The sequence below is a fragment of the Palleronia salina genome, assembly GCF_900141995.1.
GTDB lineage: Bacteria > Pseudomonadota > Alphaproteobacteria > Rhodobacterales > Rhodobacteraceae > Palleronia > Palleronia salina.
The window spans coordinates 1-20,680 of record NZ_FQZA01000004.1; the positions used below are offsets into that span (position 1 = coordinate 1).

Annotated in this window: 15 protein-coding genes and 2 tRNA genes; 9 read left to right on the plus strand and 8 right to left on the minus strand. The window is 67.9% G+C overall.

Annotated features, from left to right (window positions below):
* Positions 1-203 precede the first annotated feature (203 nt).
* On the minus strand, positions 204-2,600 hold the full coding sequence (locus BUB76_RS07205; RefSeq protein ID WP_073128097.1) for an ATP-dependent helicase: 2,397 nt from the start codon (positions 2,598-2,600) through the stop codon (positions 204-206).
* Between the two features lie 252 nt (positions 2,601-2,852).
* Here BUB76_RS07205 and BUB76_RS07210 point away from each other — a divergent pair, with 252 nt between their 5' ends.
* The 5 genes from BUB76_RS07210 (at position 2,853) to BUB76_RS07230 (ending at position 9,926) form a co-directional block, all read left to right on the plus strand.
* The gene (locus tag BUB76_RS07210) at positions 2,853-3,512 is read left to right on the plus strand and encodes a DUF1236 domain-containing protein (RefSeq protein WP_084140598.1); all 660 of its coding nucleotides are present in this window, start codon (positions 2,853-2,855) and stop codon (positions 3,510-3,512) included.
* 127 nt (positions 3,513-3,639) lie between these two features.
* Positions 3,640-4,350: a ZIP family metal transporter gene (locus BUB76_RS07215; RefSeq protein WP_073128099.1), complete on the plus strand. Its 711-nt coding sequence runs from the start codon at positions 3,640-3,642 to the stop codon at positions 4,348-4,350.
* A gap of 49 nt (positions 4,351-4,399) precedes the next feature.
* Positions 4,400-5,530, plus strand: a complete 1,131-nt coding sequence (locus tag BUB76_RS07220) for an alpha-hydroxy acid oxidase (protein WP_073128100.1) — start codon at positions 4,400-4,402, stop codon at positions 5,528-5,530.
* A 135-nt stretch (positions 5,531-5,665) separates the two neighbouring features.
* The gene (locus BUB76_RS07225; protein WP_073128101.1) at positions 5,666-6,406 is read left to right on the plus strand and encodes a PAS domain-containing protein; all 741 of its coding nucleotides are present in this window, start codon (positions 5,666-5,668) and stop codon (positions 6,404-6,406) included.
* 79 nt (positions 6,407-6,485) lie between these two features.
* A complete protein-coding gene (locus tag BUB76_RS07230) occupies positions 6,486-9,926 on the plus strand; it encodes a pyruvate carboxylase (RefSeq protein WP_073128102.1) in 3,441 nt (1,146 codons plus the stop codon).
* Between the two features lie 19 nt (positions 9,927-9,945).
* Here BUB76_RS07230 and BUB76_RS07235 read toward each other — a convergent pair whose 3' ends face one another.
* The gene (locus tag BUB76_RS07235) at positions 9,946-10,800 is read right to left on the minus strand and encodes a LysR family transcriptional regulator (RefSeq protein WP_073128103.1); all 855 of its coding nucleotides are present in this window, start codon (positions 10,798-10,800) and stop codon (positions 9,946-9,948) included.
* A 90-nt stretch (positions 10,801-10,890) separates the two neighbouring features.
* Here BUB76_RS07235 and BUB76_RS07240 point away from each other — a divergent pair, with 90 nt between their 5' ends.
* The 3 genes from BUB76_RS07240 (at position 10,891) to BUB76_RS07250 (ending at position 11,312) form a co-directional block, all read left to right on the plus strand.
* On the plus strand, positions 10,891-11,121 hold the full coding sequence (locus BUB76_RS07240) for a hypothetical protein (RefSeq protein ID WP_073128104.1): 231 nt from the start codon (positions 10,891-10,893) through the stop codon (positions 11,119-11,121).
* 20 nt (positions 11,122-11,141) lie between these two features.
* Positions 11,142-11,216: transfer RNA gene (locus BUB76_RS07245), tRNA-Gly, on the plus strand.
* A 21-nt stretch (positions 11,217-11,237) separates the two neighbouring features.
* A tRNA-Gly gene (locus tag BUB76_RS07250) sits at positions 11,238-11,312 on the plus strand.
* Positions 11,313-11,357: 45 nt separating this feature from the next.
* Here the strand turns inward: BUB76_RS07250 and BUB76_RS07255 are convergent.
* The 6 genes from BUB76_RS07255 to BUB76_RS07280 all read right to left on the minus strand — a co-directional run bounded on the left by BUB76_RS07255 (position 11,358) and on the right by BUB76_RS07280 (position 19,053).
* Positions 11,358-12,032: an ABC transporter ATP-binding protein gene (locus BUB76_RS07255; protein ID WP_073128105.1), complete on the minus strand. Its 675-nt coding sequence runs from the start codon at positions 12,030-12,032 to the stop codon at positions 11,358-11,360.
* Positions 12,025-13,284, minus strand: coding sequence for an ABC transporter permease (locus BUB76_RS07260; protein WP_073128106.1), 1,260 nt, complete (start codon positions 13,282-13,284; stop codon positions 12,025-12,027). Before BUB76_RS07260 ends, BUB76_RS07255 begins: the two co-directional genes overlap by 8 nt.
* Positions 13,285-13,410: 126 nt before the next feature.
* A complete protein-coding gene (locus tag BUB76_RS07265; RefSeq protein WP_073128107.1) occupies positions 13,411-14,985 on the minus strand; it encodes a Ppx/GppA family phosphatase in 1,575 nt (524 codons plus the stop codon).
* Positions 14,986-15,042: 57 nt separating this feature from the next.
* The gene (locus BUB76_RS07270) at positions 15,043-17,220 is read right to left on the minus strand and encodes an RNA degradosome polyphosphate kinase (RefSeq protein WP_073128108.1); all 2,178 of its coding nucleotides are present in this window, start codon (positions 17,218-17,220) and stop codon (positions 15,043-15,045) included.
* Positions 17,217-17,939, minus strand: a complete 723-nt coding sequence (locus BUB76_RS07275) for a P-loop NTPase family protein (RefSeq protein WP_073128109.1) — start codon at positions 17,937-17,939, stop codon at positions 17,217-17,219. The genes BUB76_RS07270 and BUB76_RS07275 overlap by 4 nt, the downstream gene beginning before the upstream one ends.
* Positions 17,932-19,053, minus strand: a complete 1,122-nt coding sequence (locus tag BUB76_RS07280) for an AI-2E family transporter (protein ID WP_073128110.1) — start codon at positions 19,051-19,053, stop codon at positions 17,932-17,934. Before BUB76_RS07280 ends, BUB76_RS07275 begins: the two co-directional genes overlap by 8 nt.
* Positions 19,054-19,238: 185 nt before the next feature.
* On the opposite strand from BUB76_RS07280, the gene proS reads away from it, so the two are divergent.
* The gene (proS, locus tag BUB76_RS07285; RefSeq protein ID WP_073128111.1) at positions 19,239-20,576 is read left to right on the plus strand and encodes a proline--tRNA ligase; all 1,338 of its coding nucleotides are present in this window, start codon (positions 19,239-19,241) and stop codon (positions 20,574-20,576) included.
* Positions 20,577-20,680: the final 104 nt, after the last annotated feature.

The following is a 20,680-nucleotide window of genomic DNA, read 5'->3' on the forward strand; positions in this document are numbered from 1 at the left end:
CGCATCGCGGATCGACCGACCTCCTCCCCGGTCGAATTCGTGTCTGGCGGCGGGACCGACCTCCTCCCCGGTCCCGCCGTCCCAAATCTTCCCAAAACTCGGATGACTGCGCACCACGTCGCGGCGACCGACCTGGCAAGGTCGGGATCGCGTTCGTTTCGCATGTGAAAGCAGGCGGCCCCGGGCCGCGCACCGGGATGGTGCTAGAACGGCACGTCGTCCGCGCGGTCCGCATCGACGATGAATTTCGCAACGACCTTCTTCTGGCCCGCCTTGTCGAAGCAGATGTCGAGCTTGTCGCCCTCGATCGCCATCACCGTGCCGTAGCCGAATTTCTTGTGGAACACGCGGTCGCCATCGGTGAAGGACGACACGGCGTCCAGGTCGATGGTCATGTTGCGCTGTTCGCTGGGCTGGCGCATCGGCCGCTGGCTGCTGCGTTCCTGAAGACGCCGCCATCCCGGAGAATTGTAGACATCGGCCCGGCCGGCCCGGTCGTGCAGGTCGCTTTGGCTGGCGGCCATGATGGCGGGCGATGCGCTGGACGCCATGCCGGCCGCGCCGTACCCGCCGCCGTAGAGCCCGGGCGGTGTCAGGACCTCGACATGGGCTTCGGGCAACTCGTCGATGAAGCGCGACGGCAACGCGGATTGCCACTGGCCATAGACCCGGCGGTTGGCGGCGAAGCTGATGGTGCAGACCCGCTCGGCCCGGGTGATGCCCACGTAGGCCAAACGCCGTTCTTCCTCGAGTCCCTTGAGACCGGATTCGTCCATGCTGCGCTGGGACGGGAACAGTCCGTCCTCCCAGCCCGGCAGGAAGACGGCGGGAAACTCCAGCCCCTTGGCCGCGTGCAGCGTCATGATGCTGACCTTGGCGCCGCCCTCCTCGGTTTCGTTGTCCATGATCAGCGCGACGTGTTCGAGGAAGCCTTGCAGGTTCTCGAACTGCTCCAGCGCCTTGATCAGCTCTTTGAGGTTTTCCAGCCGGCCGGGCGCCTCGGGCGTCTTGTCGTTCTGCCAATGGGCGGTGTAGCCGGATTCTTCCAGGATGACCTCGGCCAGCTCGATATGGCTTTGATCGGGGTCGCGGGTCATGCGGTGCCAACGCGCGAGGCCATCGACCAGCACGCGCAGCTCGGCCGCGCCCTTGCCGGTCAGGCCCTTGTCGGCCAGCAGGATGCGCGCGCCGTCGATCAGCGTGGTGCCGTTGTCGCGGGCCGCGCGCTGGATCTTCTGCTGGGCCTTATCGCCCAGCCCGCGCTTGGGGGTGTTCACGATCCGCTCGAACGCCAGGTCGTCGTCGGGCGACACGGCGCAGCGGAAATAGGCCATGGCATCGCGAATCTCGAGCCGTTCGTAGAAGCGCGGCCCGCCGATCACCCGATAGGGCAGGCCGATGGTCAGGAACCGGTCCTCGAACGCGCGCATCTGGTGCGACGCGCGCACGAGGATCGCCTGGTCGTCCAGCGACACCGGTTCCATGCCCCGCGTGCCGCGAGACATCGATTCGACCTCTTCGCCGATCCAGCGCGCCTCTTCCTCGCCGTCCCAGTGGCCGATCAGGCGCACGCGCTCGCCCTCGGTCAGGTCGGTGAACAGCGTCTTGCCCAGCCGCCCCTTGTTGGCGTCGATGACGCCGGCGGCCGCGGCCAGGATGTGAGGGGTCGAGCGATAGTTCTGCTCGAGCCGGACGACCTTGGCGCCCGGAAAGTCCTTCTCGAACCGCAGGATGTTGCCCACCTCGGCGCCGCGCCAGCCATAGATCGACTGGTCGTCGTCGCCCACGCAGCAGATGTTCCGGTGCCCCTGCGCCAGAAGCCGCAGCCACAGGTACTGGGCCACGTTGGTATCCTGGTACTCGTCCACCAGGATATAGCGGAACCAGCGCTGGTACTGCGCCAGAACGTCGGGATGGTCCTGGAAGATGGTGACCATGTGCAGCAGCAGGTCGCCGAAATCGACGGCGTTCAAAGCTTTCAGCCGCTGCTGGTAATAGTCGTAAAGCTCGGTGCCGCGGTGGTTGAAGGCACCCGCCTCCGAGGTCGGGACCTTCGCCGGTGTCCAGGCCCGGTTCTTCCAGTGGTCGATGATGCCCGCCAGCTGCCGGGGCGGCCAGCGCTTCTCGTCGATGCTCTCGGCGACGACCAGCTGCTTGAGCAGGCGGATCTGGTCATCGGTATCGAGGATGGTGAAGTTCGATTTCAGCCCCACCAGCTCGGCGTGGCGCCGCAGCAGCTTGACGCAGATCGCGTGGAAGGTGCCGAGCCACGGCATCCCTTCGACCGTCTGGCCCAGGAGGCTGCTCACCCGCTCCTTCATCTCGCGCGCGACCTTGTTGGTGAAGGTCACGGCCAGGATCTCGTTCGGGCGGGCCTTTCCCTGGGTCATCAGGTGCGCGATGCGGGCCGTCAGCGCGCGGGTCTTGCCGGTGCCCGCCCCCGCCAGCATCAGGACCGGTCCGTCCAGCGTTTCGACCGCTTCGCGCTGCGCCGGGTTCAGACCGTCAAGATAAGGCGCGGGCCGTGCGGATTGCATGGCACGCTGCGACAGCGGCACGCTGGCGGCGTCGAACGCGTCGGCTTCGTCGAAACTGCTCATGCACTCTTTCTAGCGAAACCGCGGCCCGTTGGAAAGCGCGGCGTTCCACCTTCGTTCTTCCCGGGTCGGCGAAGTTGAATGGACCTGTCGTCACGTCACCCTGCGGGTCCCGCGGGAACCCGCCGACGGCGTGGCGGGGTTTGGCGCACCCGCCAGAAGCGCCCCGGAACGAATGATCGCGACGGGTCTTCTATGCCGCATACCGGGCGGCGGAGGACGCTGTGTCCCGGAGATGTAGAGGAGTAAGTCATGATGAAACGGACCCTTATCGCCAGTGTTTCGGCCATCACCCTTGCCGGAGCGGCCTCGGCCCAGGTGGCCGCCAACGCCACCACCGACCTGAACCTGCGCACGGGCCCCGGCCCCAGCTTCGAGATCCCGGGCGTCATCCCCGCCGACGGCGCGGTCGAGATCGAGCGCTGCATCGCCGAGGGCGCGTGGTGCGAAGTCAGCTACGACGGGCAGACCGGCTGGGCCTATTCCCAGTACCTGACGGCCACCGTCGATTCGGAGCCCACTGTCGTCTACGAAAACTACGCCCCGCTTGAAGTGACCACGGTCGAGCGCAACAGCCTGGGCGGCGGACTTGCCGGCGCTGCCGTGGGTGCCGCTGCCGGTGCGCTGATCGCCGGCCCCGTGGGCGCTGCGGCCGGAACCGCCGCCGCGGCCGGCGGCCTTCTTGGCGGTGCCATCGGCGCGGATGCGGGCATCGAGGAAACGACTGTGACCTACATCCAGGACAACCCGGTCGAGCCGGTCTACCTGGACGGTGAAGTCGTGGTCGGCGCGGGCGTCCCGCAGGGCGTCGCCGTCTACGAGGTGCCCGAGGCGCCGGTGCAATACGCCTATATCAACGGCCGCCCCGTGGCGATCGACCCCGAGACGCGCCAGATCGTCTATATCGTGCGCTGATCGCGGGTCCCGGACCCCGATGGAATCGAGAGGGCGGCTTGCGGGCCGCCCTTTTTCGTGCCGGTTCCGCGAGCGCGGGGAAGGACTTGGCCTGTTCCCAACTTTCCGCCCGCGCTAGACACAACCCATGTGGAACGCCCTCGTCTTCGCCGCGCTCGCCGGTCTCGCCATCCCGCTGGGCGGGCTGTGCGCGCTGGCGCTCGGCCGTTCGGATACCCCGATGGCCGCATGGGGCCACGGGATCGTCGCCTTCGGCGGCGGGGCACTGGTCTCGGCAGTTGCGCTGGTGCTGGTGCCCGACGGCATCGCGTCCCTGCCCGCTATCCCCGCGCTGGTGGCGTTCGTCCTGGGCGGCGTCGGCTTCGCGGCCCTCGACGGGTGGATGAAGCGGCGCATGGGCAATCGCGGGCAGCTTCTGGCGATGCTGACCGATTTCATCCCCGAATCCGTGGCGCTCGGGGCGCTCTTCGCCACCGGGGGCGCGGGCGGGCCGCTGCTGGCCATGCTGATCGCGCTGCAGAACCTGCCCGAGGCCTTCAACGCGTTCGGCGAGGCGCGCAGCGGCGGGCAAAGCCCGCGCCGGCTGCTGACGGCTTTCGCGGCCATCGCCTGCCTCGGCCCGGCCTCGGCCGCGTTCGGACTTCTTGTCCTGGCCGATCGCGAGGCGCTGCTGGGCGCGCTCATGCTGTTCGCCGCGGGCGGGATCCTTTACCTGGTGTTCGAGGACGTGGCGCCGGGCGCCCCGGCCGAGGGGTCTGTCCTGCCGCCGCTGGGCGCCGTCGGTGGCTTCGCGCTGGGGCTGGCGGGGCACATGGCGCTGGCCGGCAGCGGCGGCTGATCCCGGCGACCGGCCTTGCCCGCACGGTGTCGCGCGATAGAACCCCTTCATGGATCTCGACGATACTCACCCATCCCTTTCGGACCTGGCCCGCCGCGCCAGGTGGCGCGTGCCGCATTTCATCTGGGAATATCTCGACAGCGCCACCGGCGACGAGGGCGCGTCGCGCCGCGCCGCCGCCGCGCTGGACGCGATCACGCTGGTGCCCGGCGTCCTGCGCAACGTGAAACCGGACCTGTCGACCGAGCTTTTCGGCCATCGCTTCGACCTGCCGGTCGGCATCGCGCCGGTCGGGATGTCGGGATCGGTCTGGCCCCGGGCCGAGGTCACGCTGGCCGAGGCCGCCGCGCGCGCCAACGCGCCCTTCGGCCTGTCCACGGTCGCCGCCATGACGCCCGAGGAGGTCGGCCCGCACCTGGGTCACGGCGGGTGGTTCCAGCTTTACGCCCCCGGCGACCCCGAGATCCGGCGCGACATGCTGACCCGCGCCCGCGACGCGGGGTTCACCGGCCTGATCCTCACCGGCGACGTGCCCGCCGCCAGCCGGCGCGAACGTCAGCGCCGGGCGCGGCTGACCAACCCCATGCGCGTCACGCCGCGGATCGCCGTGCAGTCGGCGCTGGCCCCCTTCTGGGCGGTCGAGACCCTGCGCAACGGCAAGCCGCATCTGAAGACGCTCGAGAAATACGCCGATCCGAACGCGGCCACCGGCGCGACGGCGCATATCGGCTACATGCTGCGCACCGCGCCGGACTGGGCCTATCTCGACGCCCTGCGCGAGGAATGGGATGGCCCATTGATGGTTAAGGGCGTCTTAAGTCCCGATGATGCATCGCGGGCCGCCGGCGTGGCCGACGCCGTCTGGGTCTCGAACCACGGTGGCCGGCAGTTCGCGGGCGCACCGGCCCCCGCCGACGTGCTGCCCGCGATCCGGCAGGCCGTCGGCCCGGATTACCCGCTCATCGCCGACGGGTCGGTCCGGTCGGGAACGGACGTGCTGCGGCTGATCGCGCTGGGGGCCGATTTCGTGATGCTGGGCCGCGCCTTTCACCACGGGGTCGCCGCGTTCGGCGCGCGCGGCGCCGACCACGCGTTCCACATCCTGCGCGCCGGGATCGAGGCCGACATGGCCCAGCTTGGCATCACCCGCCCACCCGAGGTGCGCGCCCACCTGCGATGACCCCGGATCGGGGCAAGGGACAAATGCGGAACTCTGAAAAATCGAAATCGCGCGAATTTCATCGTGGGCGATAACACTTCGTTCACAAGCGTTACCTAGCCTTACCCCTATCGATAGGTGGTTGAGGGGAAATTCATGTTCACATCCGACATTCCGGAGGTGCTGTCTTCGCTCCTCGATGCGTTCCAGGTGCCCATGTTCGTTGCCGATTGCGAAGTCGATGACGATGCGAACCCGGTCTATCGACTGATCGCGATCAATGATTGCCATGCCCGGGCAAGCCAGATGGACAAGACCGAGGTCGCGGACCGCCGCATCGACGAGTTGCTTTCACCCGAGGATGCGCGGCACGTCATCGCGAAGTATCACGACTGCGTCCGGTCCGGCCAACCGTCGGAATACCAGGAGACACTGACGCTGAACGGCTCGGAAACCCAATGGTACACGACGCTGATCCCCGCGGTCAGCGATGCCGGGCGCAAGCGAGTCATCGGAAATGCGGTTCTGTTGAAGACCGAAGACGGCGCGCGCATCTTCGAGGACATCACCTATTTCTCGATGCAGTCGCAGTTCCAGCTGTCGCGCATGTCCACGTATCTCGATGCCCTCGATCACCGGGCCGGTCCCATCGGGCGGGTCGACCTGGAGATCCTTGCCGCATTGTGCCGCACGGTGAACCGGACCCTGGAAGACATCCGCAGCCTGTCCGAGCCCCAGGTGGCAGCCGTCGGGGACGCCTCGCAAGGTTACCTGATCGCCATTTCCGCAAACGACGTGGCCAATACGCCGTCGCCCGCGGATGCGGCCAACAGCCCCCAGGATCCGGTGCGCAAATCGCTGGAACAGATCTCGTCCTTGCTCAGACCCGGCGCCTGATCGCCAGATCGGATAGAAAGACCTCTTTCCCCCGGGTCGGGGCGGGCTATGCTGCACTTGCAAACAGGGGAAGCACAGCATGGCCGATTTCGAAAAGATCCTGATCGCGAACCGGGGCGAGATTGCAATCCGCGTGATGCGCGCCGCGAACGAGCTGGGCAAGCGCACCGTCGCGGTCTACGCCGACGAGGACAAGCTGAGCCTTCACCGCTTCAAGGCGGACGAGGCCTATCGCATCGGCGCGGGGATGGGCCCGGTGGCGGCCTACCTGTCCATCGACGAGATCATCCGCGTGGCCCGCGCCTGCGGCGCCGACGCCATCCACCCCGGCTATGGCCTGCTATCGGAGAACCCCGAGTTCGTCGACGCCTGCGCCCGCAACGGCATCACATTCATCGGGCCCAAGGCAGACACCATGCGGGCCCTGGGCGACAAGGCCAGCGCCCGCCGCGTGGCCATCGAGGCCGGTGTCCCCGTCATCCCTGCGTCCGAAGTCCTGACAGACGACATGGAGGCGACGCGCAAGGCTGCCGAGGACATCGGCTACCCCATGATGCTGAAGGCCAGCTGGGGCGGCGGCGGCCGCGGCATGCGCCCGATCCTGTCGCCCAAGGAGCTCGAGGAAAAGGTCCGCGAGGGCCGGCGCGAGGCCGAGGCCGCCTTCGGCAACGGCGAGGGCTACCTGGAAAAGATGATCGAGCGGGCGCGCCACGTGGAGGTCCAGATCCTCGGCGACCAGCACGGCCAGATCTACCACCTGTGGGAACGCGACTGCTCGGTCCAGCGGCGCAACCAGAAGGTCGTCGAACGCGCGCCGGCCCCCTACCTGGCGGGCGCGCAGCGCGAGAAGCTTTGCAACCTCGGCAAGAAGATCGCCGAGCACGTGGGCTACGAATGCGCCGGAACCATCGAGTTCCTGATGGACATGGATACCGGCGATTTCTACTTCATCGAGGTGAACCCCCGCGTCCAGGTCGAGCATACCGTGACCGAAGAGGTCACGGGCATCGACGTGGTCCGCGCCCAGATCCTGATCGCCGAGGGCAAGAGCCTGGTCGAGGCCACGGGCACCGCGTCGCAATACGACGTGAAACTGGACGGCCACGCGATCCAGTGCCGCATCACCACCGAGGATCCGACCAACAACTTCATCCCCGATTACGGCCGCATCACCGCCTATCGCGGCGCCACGGGCATGGGCATCCGCTTGGATGGCGGAACCGCCTATTCCGGCGCGATCATCACCCGCTACTACGACTCGCTTCTTGAAAAGGTGACGGCCTGGGCCCCCACGCCCGAGGCCGCGATCGCCCGGATGGACCGCGCCCTGCGTGAATTTCGCATCCGCGGGGTGAACACGAATATCGAGTTCGTCATCAACCTGCTGAAGCACCCGACCTTCCTGAACTACGAATACCACACCAAGTTCATCGACCAGACGCCCGAGCTGTTCTCGTTCAAGCAGCGGCGCGACCGGGCCACCAAGATCCTGCGCTACATCGCGGACATTACGGTGAACGGCCACCCCGAGACCGAGGGCCGCACGCGGCCCCATGCCGAGGCCAAGACACCAGTGCCCCCCGCCCCGCGCACCGAGGGCATCCCCCAGGGCACGCGCAACATCCTGGACGATTTCGGCCCGCAGGCGGTGGCCGACTGGATGCTGGACCAGAAGCAGCTGCTGATCACCGACACCACCATGCGCGACGGGCACCAGTCGCTGCTGGCGACGCGGATGCGCTCGATCGACATGACCCGCGTGGCACCGGCCTATGCAGCCAACATGCCGCAGCTTTTCTCGATGGAATGCTGGGGCGGCGCGACCTTCGACGTGGCCTACCGGTTCCTGCAGGAATGTCCGTGGCAGCGCCTGCGCGACCTGCGCGCGGCCATGCCGAACCTGATGACCCAGATGCTGCTGCGCGCGTCGAACGGCGTGGGCTACACCAACTATCCCGACAACGTGGTGCGCGGGTTCATCCGGCAGGCGGCCAGCAGCGGCGTCGACGTCTTCCGCGTGTTCGACAGCCTCAACTGGGTCGAGAACATGCGCGTCGCCATGGACGAGGTCATCGCCCAGAACAAGGTCTGCGAGGGCACCATCTGCTATACCGGCAACATGATGGACCCGGACCGGTCCAAGTACGACCGCGACTATTACGTGAAAATGGGCAAGGAGCTGAAGGCCGCCGGCGCCCACGTGCTCGGCCTGAAGGACATGGCCGGCCTGCTGAAGCCCAACGCCGCGCGCGTCCTGATCACCGCCCTGAAGGAAGAGGTCGGCCTGCCCATCCACTTCCACACCCACGACACGGCCGGCATCGCCTGCGGCACGATCCTCGCCTGCGCCGAATCCGGCGTCGACGCGGTGGATTGCGCCATGGACGCGCTGTCGGGCAACACCAGCCAGGCCACCATGGGCACCGTGGTCGAAGCGCTTGCCGGGACCGAGCGGGACACCGGGCTCGACATCGCGGCCATCCGCGAGATCAGCAATTACTGGGAGACGGTGCGCGAACACTACGCGGCGTTCGAGTCGGGGCTCCAGGCCCCCGCCTCCGAGGTCTATCTGCACGAGATGCCGGGCGGCCAGTTCACCAACCTCAAGGCGCAGGCACGCTCCATGGGGCTGGAAGAACGCTGGCACGAGGTGGCCCAGACCTATGCCGACGTGAACCAGATGTTCGGCGACATCGTGAAGGTGACGCCGTCCTCGAAAGTGGTGGGCGACATGGCCCTGATGATGGTGGCCCAGGGCCTGACCCGCGCCGATGTCGAGGATCCCAAGAAGGACGTGTCCTTCCCCGACTCGGTGGTCGAGATGATGAAGGGCTACCTGGGCAAGCCGCCGGGGGGCTGGCCCGAGGGCATCCAGAAGAAGATCCTGAAGAACGAAAAGCCGCTGGAAGACCGCCCCGGGAAGACGCTGAAGCCGGTGGACCTTGAAAAGGCACGGGCCGAGGCCGCCGAGGCCTGTGGCGGCGAAATCGACGACGAGGACCTGATGGGATACCTGATGTATCCCAAGGTCTTCACCGATTATCGCCTGCGCCACGAGGAATACGGCCCCGTGCGCACCCTGCCCACGCCCACCTTCTTCTACGGCATGGAAACGGGTGACGAGATCACCGCCGAGATCGACCCGGGCAAGACTCTGGAAATCCGGCTGCAGGCCTTGGGCGAAACCAACGAGGAGGGCGAGGTCAAGGTCTTCTTCGAACTGAACGGCCAACCCCGCACCGTGCGGGTGCCCAACCGCAAGATCGTCGGTGCCGCCGGCGTGAAGCAGAAGGCAGAACCCGGCAACACCAACCACGTGGGCGCGCCCATGCCGGGTGTCATCGGCTCGATCGCGGTCGAGGTCGGCAAGGACGTCAAGCAGGGCGACATGCTGCTGACCATCGAGGCGATGAAGATGGAGACGGGCCTTCACGCCGACCGCGACGCCACGATCAAGGCGATCCATGTCGCCCCCGGCGCGCAGATCGACGCCAAGGATCTGTTGATCGAATACGAATGATCGGCGGCGGGCGCCCGGGTCAGGGCGCCCCCTCGCCCGCCGAGGCCCGCAACCGGCGATCCGACAGCACCACCGCCAGCGCATCCAGCGCCGGGCGAATGCCCGGATCGTTGCGCGCCGCGTGATGGGCCACCAGCCATTCCTCGTGGGCCAGCGCGTCGATCTCGGGGCCGAGACGCAGCAGGGACTCAGCATCACCGACGAACGTGGGCAGCACGACCCGCCCGACGCCCGCGCGCGCGAGGTCCAGCGCCAGCCGGGGGCTGGTGGCGGTGGTGACGATGCGCCTGTCCGGCCGGGAGCGGACCCACCGCGCAGATGGCGGCACGCCATCGCCCTCGGGCAGCGTGACGAAGCCCTCCACGTCCTCGGATCGCGCGTAGATCGCGTATCGGATCGTCACCGTGCGCCGTCCGACCAGCCAGTCCTGCGCGGGGCGACGGTTGCGGATGCCGATATCCGCCGCGCGCCGGGCGATATCCAGGTCCGCGGTCGACGGAACGAAGGCGGGCACCCACGGCGCGTCGGGCGACCACCAGCGGTCGAGATGGCGGGCGAGGAACCGGCAGGTCCAGTCCCCGGCGGTGATCCGCACCGACAGCGGCCCCTGGTCCGAGGTCAGCCGCCCCAGCCGTTGCGTCACCTCGCGCAGGCCGCCCACTTCGCGGGCCAGCGCGTGGCCCTCGGCGGTCAGTGCGTAGCCCCGCGCGCCCCGGTCGAACAGACGGCGCCCCAGCAGGGTTTCCAGAGCGGCCATCCGGCGGCTGAGGGTCGGCACGCTGGCCCCGCTGTGCCGCGCGGCACCGGCCAGCGAGCCGGCATCGGCCACGGCGAGGAACAGCGCCATGTCGTCAAGCGAGGGTGATCCTTTCATTTCTGAAAGGCTAGTTGCCGAAATCGGGCCTGCATAGCCCCCTATCCATCGACATATGGTGAGATCATTCCCGATACGAAAGGAAACACCATGTTCGTTCACTACCACAGCCAGACCCGAACCGACGCCGACCGGCCCGCCACCGCCTACGAGGCCGAGCGCGCCGAGATCCTTGACCGCGTGGACGCGGCGCGCCGCCGCGACCGCGACGACCGTCGGGCACGCCGCCGGCGGACGCTGCGCAGGCTCGTCCGCCTGCCGTTGGGCAACCGCCGAAAGGAGCCGAAATTTCCGCTTGCGACCCGCACGCGTCGGCGGTAAAGCCTGCCCCACTTGATGACGCGGGCGTAGCTCAGGGGTAGAGCATTACCTTGCCAAGGTAAGGGTCGTGAGTTCGAATCTCATCGCCCGCTCCATCAAGCAGACCGATCTGGCGCGCGGGCGTAGCTCAGGGGTAGAGCATTACCTTGCCAAGGTAAGGGTCGTGAGTTCGAATCTCATCGCCCGCTCCAGATCAGACCAAGGCCGCCCGCGGGGCGGCTTTCTCGTGTCCAGCGTTACGCCAGCCGACCGTCCGACAGCCGCAGCGACCGGTCCATGCGGCCGGCAAGCTCGAGGTTGTGGGTGGCGATCAGCGCCGACAGGCCGGTGTCGCGCACGAGGCTCATGAGCGCACCGAAGACCCGCTCTGACGTCTCGGGGTCGAGGTTGCCCGTGGGCTCGTCGGCCAGCAGCAGGCGCGGCCCGTTGGCCAGCGCCCGGCAGACCGCGACGCGCTGCTGTTCGCCGCCCGACATGGCCGAGGGGCGATGGTCGGCGCGGTGCTCGACCCCCACGCTGGCCAGAAGCTCGCGCGCCCGTGCTTCGGCCTTCGCCTGCGGCACGCCCTCGGCCAGCTGCGGCAGGACGATGTTCTCGGCGGCCGTGAACTCGGGCAGCAGGTGGTGGAACTGGTAGACGAAGCCGATATCGGCGCGCCGCGCGGCGGTGCGCTTGCGGTCCGACAGGCCGGTTGTGTCCTGCCCGCCCAGCAGGACCCGGCCCGCGTCGGCGGTGTCCAGCAAGCCCGCGATATGCAGCAGGGTCGACTTGCCCGCGCCCGAAGGCGCGACCAGCGCCACGACCTCGCCGGGCTGGATCGCCAGCGAGCAGCCGCGCAGCACCTGCACCTCGGACGGTTTTCCGCGGTTATAGACCTTCTCGATGCCTTCCAGGCGCAGCGTCTCACTCATAGCGCAGGGCCTCGACCGGGCTCATCCGGGCCGCGCGGCGGGCCGGGAAGATGGTGACGATGAAGGAAAGCCCCAGCGACAGCGCCACGGCGCTCAGCACGTCGGCGAGCTGCAGCTTGGCGGGCAACGCGTAGATCCCCCGGATCGACGGATCCCATGCCTGCCCGCCCGAGAAATAGTTGATGGCCGAGAAGATGGGGTCGATCCAGATCGCGAAGGCGCAGCCCAGGATGACGCCCAGGACCGTCCCGATCAGTCCCGTCATGGCCCCGCAGATGAAGAACACCCGCAGGATGGCGCCCTCGGTCAGGCCGATGGTGCGCAGGATGCCGATGTCGCGGCCCTTGTTCTTCACCAGCATGATCAGCCCCGAGATGATGTTCATCGCCGCGATCAGCACCAGCACCGACAGTATGACGAACATCACGTTATCCTCGATATCCAGCGCGCGCAGAAAGGCGCCCGAGGCGTCCCGCCACGTCCATGCAAGGATCTGGTCGCCCGCGGCCGACAGCAGCGAGGGCGCCAGCGCGTCGACGCGCTCGGGCGCCTCGACCATCACCTCGATCTCGTCGGCGACGCCTTCCTGGTTGAAATAGGTCTGCGCCTCGGTGAACGGCATGTAGACCCGCGTGCGGTCGATGTCATAGCGCCCGGCGGTGAAGACATAGACGATTTCGTAGTTCGACACGCGCGGGCTGGTCCCGAAGGCCGTCTTGACGCCGTTGGGCGAGATCAGCTGCACCACGTCGCCCACCGTCGCCTGCAATTCGCGGCTGACGCCCGACCCGATGGCGATGCCCGGCACGCCCTCGGCCCCGAACCTGTCGATATCGCCCCAGCTTTCCTGCGGGTCGGCGACGCGAGGGATGGTCATCAGGTCGTCGGGCCGGATGCCGAAGACCTCGACCCCGCTGGTGTTGCCCTGGGCCGAGGCCATGACCTGCCCCTTGATCAGCGGCGCCGCGCGGATCACGCCCGGCACCTGGGCCACGCGGTCGGTCATCTCTTCGAACTCGACGATGTCGCGCGACATGGCACCGGACTCGGTCATGTATTGCGCGGAATAAAGCGAGACATGGGCATTGGCGCCCAGGATCGTGTCGACGAATTCCTCGCGGAAGCCCGTGCGCACGGCCAGCGTCGCGATCAGCGCGAAGACCGCCAGCGTGATCCCCACGAGGCTGATCCAGGTCATCACGCTAACGCCGCCCTCGGCGCGCTTGGCCCGCAGGTAGCGCCAGGCGATCATCCATTCGAAACGGGCAAAGGGGGCTGTGCGCACGGCGGGGCCTTACATGGGGTCGGGTTGGGCGCGAGCCTTGGGGGCTTTGCCGCGTGGCGTCAAGTCAGCCCCGCGTGAGCACGGACGGCGCCTTCAGCCCTCGGCCGCGACGTCGACGGGGGCCTGGCGCAGGCGCTTGACCTCCGAGGTCGCCCCCAGCGCGCTCACCAATGAGGCAAAGCGCGCCTCGGTCACCTCGCCGAACAGGTCGCGGGCCGTGTCGGTCAGGGCCAGCACAAGGTGCTTCTTCTTCGGGTGCCAGCTGAGGCGGCCCAGCGCGCCGGGGGTCTGGGCCGAGAACATGGCGCCGAAGCGCATGGCCTTGCCGAGGACCTCGGCCTGGGCGATCTGGTCGTCGTCGAGGATCGAGATCAGGTCCTCAAACCGCGTTCCGGTCCGCGAGTTCTTGTAGCGGTGAAGCAATGCGAGCCCCAAGAACACGCGCTCGCGGTGGGTCAACCCGCCGAGGTTCGCGCGGGTGGCGTTGTCGAAACACGCCTCGTGCCGGTAATCGGGGTGTGCGCGCCAGCTGACATCGTGCAGCAGGCAGGCGGCCCGGATGATGCGCAAACGGCTGTCGCGCTCGCCTTTGAAGAGCGGAAGTATGAAATGATAGAGCGCGCGCCCGAAGCCCGGCAGGCGCGCGTCCTTCTGCTCGGCGAAGCGGCAGGCTTCGATCAGCGGGTCGCGGTCGCGCAGCCGTTGCGGCATCTGTTCGTAAAGCAGCCCCTCGCGGATGCCGTAGCTGGAAATCGCGATCTCGCGCGGTTTCAGCGCGCGCACCAGCTGCCGCAGCACCAGCGCGGCGGTGGGGACCAGCGCCATGCGCGCCTCGCCTATGCCGGTCCGCGCGCGAAGTTCGTCGGTCTCGTAGGCCTCGATGTATTTCAGCGTGGCCTGCACCGACTTGGTGGTCATGCGATACTCGTGCAGCACGTGCAGCGGATAGCCGCAGCGCACCATGTCGATCTTGGCGATGGCCCGCCACGAGCCGCCGACGAGGAACAGGCGCTTGGCGTCGGTGCCGACTTCCTCGACCAGCTCGGCCATCACGCGCTTGATCTCGGCTTTCATGCCCTTCTTGCCGCCGGGTATGCCCTGCAGGCGCAGCGGCCCGAGGCCCGACGTCACGCGCTTGCCAACGCGGCCATCCGCGATCTGGGCCAGTTCCATGGATGATCCGCCGATATCGCAGACCAGCCCCTCGGCGCCCGGCCAGCCCAGCAGCACGCCCTGGGCCGACAGCCGCGCCTCTTCCTGGCCGTCCACCACCCACATGGGCAGGCCGGTGGCGCGTTCGACCTCGGCGCGGAAGGCGGGGCCGTCCTCGGCCTCGCGCATGGCGGCGGTGGCGACGGTGACCACGGGTTTCGCGCCCATGCCGCGGCTGAGCTCGGCGAACCGTTTCATGGCCGCCAGCGCGCGATTGCGCCCCTCGGGGTGCAACTGGCCGGTCTGGGCATAGTCGCGGCCCAGGCCGCACATGACCTTTTCGTTGAAGAAATACGCCGGCGAGCGCGCCGCGCCGTCGAACACCACCAGCCGGACCGAGTTCGAGCCGACGTCGATCACGCCCACCCGGCTGAGCGCCCGGGCCGAGGGATCATCGAAAAGCGGCGCGCCGAACGGGCCGTAATCGTCCCGTGTCTTCGTCGTGGTGTCGGTCATGAAAGGCCTCCCGGGCGCCACAAGCTGGGCTGGATGATGGCGCGTCAAGCTGTCGCGTCAATCATCCGCGTGGGTCAGTTCGGGCACATCCCCTGCCCCGGCCGAGCCGCGCCCCGACAGAGACGGGTTCTCCATGAAGAAGCGATGGCAGTTGAACAGGCGCTGCCCCTCCTCGGCGGCGGGGCGGCTGTAGCTGCCATCGGGTTGCAGGACCCAGCTCTGCGCCTCGTCTGCCAGGTTCGCGGCCATGATCTGCGCCATGATCTGGTTGCGCACGGTGGGGGTGGTGCATTCCACCAGCGTCTCGACCCGGCGATTGAGGTTGCGACCCATCCAGTCGGCCGACGAGATGTAGACCCGCGCCTTTTTCGACGGGATATCGGCCCCGTTGCCGAAACAGACGATGCGCGAATGTTCGAGGAACCGGCCGACGATCGATTTCACGCGGATATTCTCGCTGAGCCCTTTGATCCCCGGCCGCAATCCGCAGATGCCGCGCACCACGAGGCTGATCTGCACCCCCGCCTGGCTGGCGCGGTAGAGCGCGTCGATCACGTCGGTCTCGATCAGCGCGTTCATCTTGCCCCAGATGATCGCCGGGCGGCCCGCTTGCGCGTGGGCGATTTCCTCGTCGATGCGGGCGATCAGCGTCGATTTCAGGTCGATGGGCGAGATCGCCAGGTTCTCGAGCGCCTCGGGCTGGGCATAGCCCGACAGGTAGTTGAAAAGCCGCGTGGCATCGCGCCCCAGCGCCGGATCGCAGGTGAACAGCGACAGGTCGGTATAGATGCGCGCGGTGATGTGGTGATAGTTGCCGGTCCCGAAATGGGAATAGGTCACCATCCGGTCGCCTTCACGCCGGACGACCGTGCTGATCTTGGCGTGGGTCTTGAGGTTGAGGAACCCGTAGACCACGTGGACGCCCGCGCGTTCCAGCTTGCGCGACTGGCGGATATTGGCGGCCTCGTCGAACCGCGCCTTCAGCTCGACCAGCGCGGTGACCGATTTGCCCTGCTCGGCCGCCTCGCACAGCGCGTCGACGATGGGGCTGTCGTAGGACGTCCGGTAGAGCGTCTGCTTGATCGCCACCACCTTGGGATCGTTCGCGGCCTGCGCCAGGAACCGCACGACCATGTCGAAGGTCTCGTAGGGGTGGTGCAGCAGCATGTCCTTCTGCGCGATGGCGGCGAACATGTTGCCCTCGTGGTCCTGCACGCGCTCGGGCACGCGCGGGGTGAAGCTCGGCCACAGGAGATCGGGCCTGTCAGGCAGCACCAGTTCCGACAGGGCGGCGACGCCGATGATGCCGTCGACCTCGACCACCTCGTCGTCGGTGACGGGCAGTTCGGACATGATGACCTTCTTCAGGCCGGGCGGCGCGCCCGCGCTGATGGTGCAGCGCACGACCTCGCCCCTGCGCCGCCGTTTCAGCGCGACCTCGAATTCGCGCACCAGGTCTTCGGCCTCGTCCTCGACCTCGAGATCGCTGTCGCGCAGCACCCGGAAGGTGCAGTGTCCCTTGACCTTGTAGCCGGGATAGAGCGTGCCGAGATGCAGCAGCAGCAGGTCCTCGAGCGGCAGGAACCGGCGCTGCCCCTCGGGCGCGGGCAGCGCCATGAAGCGGTCGATCTGGTGCGGGATCGGCAGCAGCGCGCGCAACGTCCGCTTGTCCGACTTGCGCTCGAGCTGGATCGCCAGCGAATAGCCGGTGTTCGGGATGAAGGGGAACGGATGCGCCGGGTCGATGGCCAGCGGCGACAGGACCGGGAAGACCTTGTCGAGGAACACCTCCGACAGGAATTCATGGTCGCCCTTCGACAGGTCGTCGGCCGTGAGGATGTGGATGCCCTGTTCGGACATCTCGGCGCAAAGTTGGCTGTAGACCACCTGCTGATGGGCCAGCAGCGACCGCGCGTCGATGTTGATGAGCCTCAGCTGCTCGGCCGGGGTACGCCCGTCTGACCCGGGCGTGGTGTTGCCCGCATGGGCCAGCTCGCGCAGGCCCGCCACGCGCACGGTGTAGAACTCGTCCAGGTTGGTGGCGCTGATCGACAGGAACCGCAGCCGTTCGAGCAGGGGAACGCGGGGGTTCTCGGCCTCTTCCAACACACGCCAGTTGAAGGCGACCCATGACATCTCGCGGTTGAAGAACCGCGCCGGCCCGGTCAGGTCCTCGCCCTCGGGCGGATCGACGGGTTCCGGCAAGTCGGATTTCAGGAAATCGGCGATGGTCATGTCAGGTCCTCGTCGGATCCGGGGATGTCTGGGTCGTCTTCCAGGACGCGGCGGGCCAGCTCGCGCGTGACGGGCCGCTTTCTCGAAAGCGACAGGCCGTCGATCCGCGCCACCAGACGCCGCGCCTCGGCGCCGGTGCGGGTCATGCGCGGGACCAGGAACTCGATCACGTTTTCCACCTGCCGCTTGCCGTCACGCTCGGCGATGTGGCGATCGGCGAACTGCTTGCGCAAAAGCGCCGCCAGGAGCGCGTCGTCCGGCGGCAGCAGCGTGGCGAGGTTGCTGCCGAGGATGCGCGACCGCAGGTCGGGCAGCGCGATGGCCCAGCGGCTGGGCGCGGCGCGCCCGGTCATCAGAAGCCGCCCCTTCTGCGACAGCAGCAGGTTGTGCAGGTGGAACAGCGCGGCCTCTTCCTTGCGGGACCCGCCGATCAGCGGCACGTCCTCGACCACCACGTGCCGCGCCTCGGCCAGGGTCGGCACGCTCAGCCGCGACAGCGCTGTGGCGTCCACCACCAGCCCGTCCACCCGCGCCGCCCAGACATGGGCCAGGTGGGTCTTGCCCGACGCCTCGGGCCCCGACAGCACCAGCTTGCCCGAGGGCCAGCGGTCCGAGGCGTCGATCTGCGCCACGGCGGCGGCGTTCGCCTCGGACAGGACGAAATCCTCGCGCCCCAGCGCACGGCGCGCGGGCAGGTCCAGGAACAACTGCTCAGCCATCGTGGCCTTCCCCGTCATCCTCGGCGGTGCCGCGATAGAGCGGCGAGTCGGTGTAGCGGTGGACCCCGAACCGCGCCAGCACGCCCAGCGCGGCGGCCACCGGCACCGCGATCAGCAGGCCGACGAACCCGAAGACGGCGCCGAAAGCCGACAGCGCGAACAGCAGCCAGACCGGGTGCAGCCCCACGCTGGAGCCCACCAGCTTGGGCGTCAGGATGTTGCCCTCGATGAACTGGCCCGACTGGAAGATGGCCCACACCGCGAGGATCCACAGCCAGTCGCCCCAGAACTGGAACAGCGCCAGCCCGATGGCCAACACGCCGCCGACCAGCGCACCCACATAGGGGATGAATGTCAGAAACCCGGCGATGGCCCCAACGACGAAGCCGAATTGCAGGCCGACCAGCGCCAGGGCGGCGGCATAGTAGATCCCCAGGATCAGGCAGACCGTGCCCTGCCCCCGGACGAAGGACGCCAGCGTGCGATCGATCTCGCGCGCCAGCTCGCGGATCGTGGGCGCGTGTTCGCGGGGCAGCAGCTCGTCGATGCGGGCGACCATCTTGTCCCAGTCCAGCAGCAGGTAGAACGCCACCACGGGCACGATGACCAGCAGGACCAGCGCGTTGACGATGCCCGAGAACGAGGCCAGCGCCCCCTCGATCAGGGTGCCCGCGCGTTCGCGGATGGCGCCCGTCACCGAGGTCAGCGACCGGCTGAGCGTCTGCTCGATATCGCCGATGTCGGGGAACCGCTCGACAAGGCCGGGGAAGGTGCCGCTCAGCCAGACCTGAAGCCGCGCCACGTTCTCGGGCGCGCTTTCGATGATCGAGGCGATCCGCTCGACCAGCGACGCCGCCTGCGTGACCAGCGTCGGGATGACCAGCAGGCTGAGGGTGATGAACAGGATCAGGCCCAGCACCGTCATCAGCGCCACCGACACCACGCGGCTGAGGCCCAGCGTCTCGAATCGGTCGGCCACGGGATCCAGCAGGTAGGCCACTGCCGCCCCCAGCAGGAACGGCAGGATCACGTCGCCCAGCCACCACAGCAGGACAAGCAGCACGACCAGCGCCGCGCCCCAATATTTCAACTGTTCGCGAACCGGCAGGGCCATGGATCTTCTCTGTCTTGGACGCCTTCCTTGTCTTACGTCCCGCCCAACGGCGCAAGGCCCGCCGCCCTGGCCGCGCAAGATCACCACGGATCATCTCGTCGGCCGCTCGCGGCCGCATCCGCTTGGCAAGCCGCGCGCTTTGATCTACCGCTGGGCCGCATTCAACGTTGGAAAGGCCCGCCCTTATGCGTCTCAGCCGTTATTTCCTGCCGGTCCTGAAGGAAACGCCCGCCGAGGCGCAGATCGCGTCGCACCGCTACATGTTGCGGGCGGGCATGATCAAGCAGGCCTCCGCCGGGATCTACTCGTGGCTGCCCCTGGGCTGGCGCGTGCTGAAGCGGATCGAGGACATCGTCCACCAGGAACAGCAGCGCGCGGGCCATATCCCGATGCTTATGCCCACGATCCAGTCCGCGGACCTGTGGCGCGAGTCCGGCCGCTATGACGCCTACGGCCCGGAAATGCTGCGCATCACCGATCGCCACGACCGCGACATGCTGTTCGGCCCCACCAACGAGGAGATGATCACCGACATCTTCCGCAGCCACGTGAGCAGCTACCGCGACCTGCCGCTGACGCTGTATCACATCCAGTGGAAATTCCGCGACGAGGTGCGCCCGCGCTTCGGCGTCATGCGGGGCCGCGAGTTCTACATGAAGGATGGCTACAACTTCGACGTGGACCGCGACGCGGCGCTGCATGCCTACAACCGCCATATGGTCACCTACCTGCGCAGCTACGAACGGATGGGCCTGAAGGCGATCCCGATGCGGGCCGATTCCGGTCCCATCGGCGGCGACAACACGCACGAGTTCCTGCTGCTGGCCGACACGGGTGAGAGCGAAGTCTTCTACGACAGCGCCATCCTGGAGCTGGAACTGGGCGACCGGGCCATCGACTTCGACAGCGTCGAGCAGTGCCAGGCCATCTGCGACGAGTGGACGGCCCCCTACGCCCGCACCGACGAGACCCACGACCCGGCCCTGTTCGACCAGGTGCCCGAGGACCGGCGCCGCCAGTCGCGCGGCATCGAGGTGGGGCAGATCTTCTACTTCGGCACCAAGTATTCCGAGGCCATGGGCGCCCGCGTCACCAACAAGGATGGCGAGGTCGTACCGGTGCACATGGGCTCGCACGGTATCGGGGTCAGCCGCCTGGTGGGCGCGATCATCGAGGCCAACCACGACGACAAGGGCATCATCTGGCCCGAGCAGGTGACGCCGTTCCATTGCGGCATCGTCAACCTGCGCCAGGGCGACGGCGATTGCGACGCGGCCTGCGAACGGATCGAGGCGGCGCTGGTCGAAAGGGGGCTCGACCCGCTCTACGACGACCGCGACACGCGCGCCGGCGGCAAGTTCGCCACCATGGACCTGATCGGCCTGCCCTGGCGCATCACCGTCGGGCCCCGCGGGTTGCAGAACGGCGTGGTCGAGCTGACCAGCCGCCGCACCGGCGAAAGCGAAGAGGTGTCCATCGACGCGGCCATCGACCGGATCGGGCAGATCTACGCCGCCGCCTGAGCCCGGCTTCGCCGGGCGCAGCGCCGGGCGGACCGACCGGGCCCAATCGTCGCAATCCGGTCCTGCCGGTTGACGCAGGGTCCCCGGACGCCTTTACAGGTTGC

Coding starts and splice junctions, on each gene's coding strand:
- BUB76_RS07205 (WP_073128097.1), bottom strand. CDS start 2,600: ATGAGCAGTTTCGACGAAGCCGACGCGTTCGACGCCGCCAGCGTGCCG.
- BUB76_RS07210 (WP_084140598.1), top strand. CDS start 2,853: ATGAAACGGACCCTTATCGCCAGTGTTTCGGCCATCACCCTTGCCGGA.
- BUB76_RS07215 (WP_073128099.1), top strand. CDS start 3,640: ATGTGGAACGCCCTCGTCTTCGCCGCGCTCGCCGGTCTCGCCATCCCG.
- BUB76_RS07220 (WP_073128100.1), top strand. CDS start 4,400: ATGGATCTCGACGATACTCACCCATCCCTTTCGGACCTGGCCCGCCGC.
- BUB76_RS07225 (WP_073128101.1), top strand. CDS start 5,666: ATGTTCACATCCGACATTCCGGAGGTGCTGTCTTCGCTCCTCGATGCG.
- BUB76_RS07230 (WP_073128102.1), top strand. CDS start 6,486: ATGGCCGATTTCGAAAAGATCCTGATCGCGAACCGGGGCGAGATTGCA.
- BUB76_RS07235 (WP_073128103.1), bottom strand. CDS start 10,800: ATGAAAGGATCACCCTCGCTTGACGACATGGCGCTGTTCCTCGCCGTG.
- BUB76_RS07240 (WP_073128104.1), top strand. CDS start 10,891: ATGTTCGTTCACTACCACAGCCAGACCCGAACCGACGCCGACCGGCCC.
- BUB76_RS07255 (WP_073128105.1), bottom strand. CDS start 12,032: ATGAGTGAGACGCTGCGCCTGGAAGGCATCGAGAAGGTCTATAACCGC.
- BUB76_RS07260 (WP_073128106.1), bottom strand. CDS start 13,284: ATGATCGCCTGGCGCTACCTGCGGGCCAAGCGCGCCGAGGGCGGCGTT.
- BUB76_RS07265 (WP_073128107.1), bottom strand. CDS start 14,985: ATGACCGACACCACGACGAAGACACGGGACGATTACGGCCCGTTCGGC.
- BUB76_RS07270 (WP_073128108.1), bottom strand. CDS start 17,220: ATGACCATCGCCGATTTCCTGAAATCCGACTTGCCGGAACCCGTCGAT.
- BUB76_RS07275 (WP_073128109.1), bottom strand. CDS start 17,939: ATGGCTGAGCAGTTGTTCCTGGACCTGCCCGCGCGCCGTGCGCTGGGG.
- BUB76_RS07280 (WP_073128110.1), bottom strand. CDS start 19,053: ATGGCCCTGCCGGTTCGCGAACAGTTGAAATATTGGGGCGCGGCGCTG.
- proS (WP_073128111.1), top strand. CDS start 19,239: ATGCGTCTCAGCCGTTATTTCCTGCCGGTCCTGAAGGAAACGCCCGCC.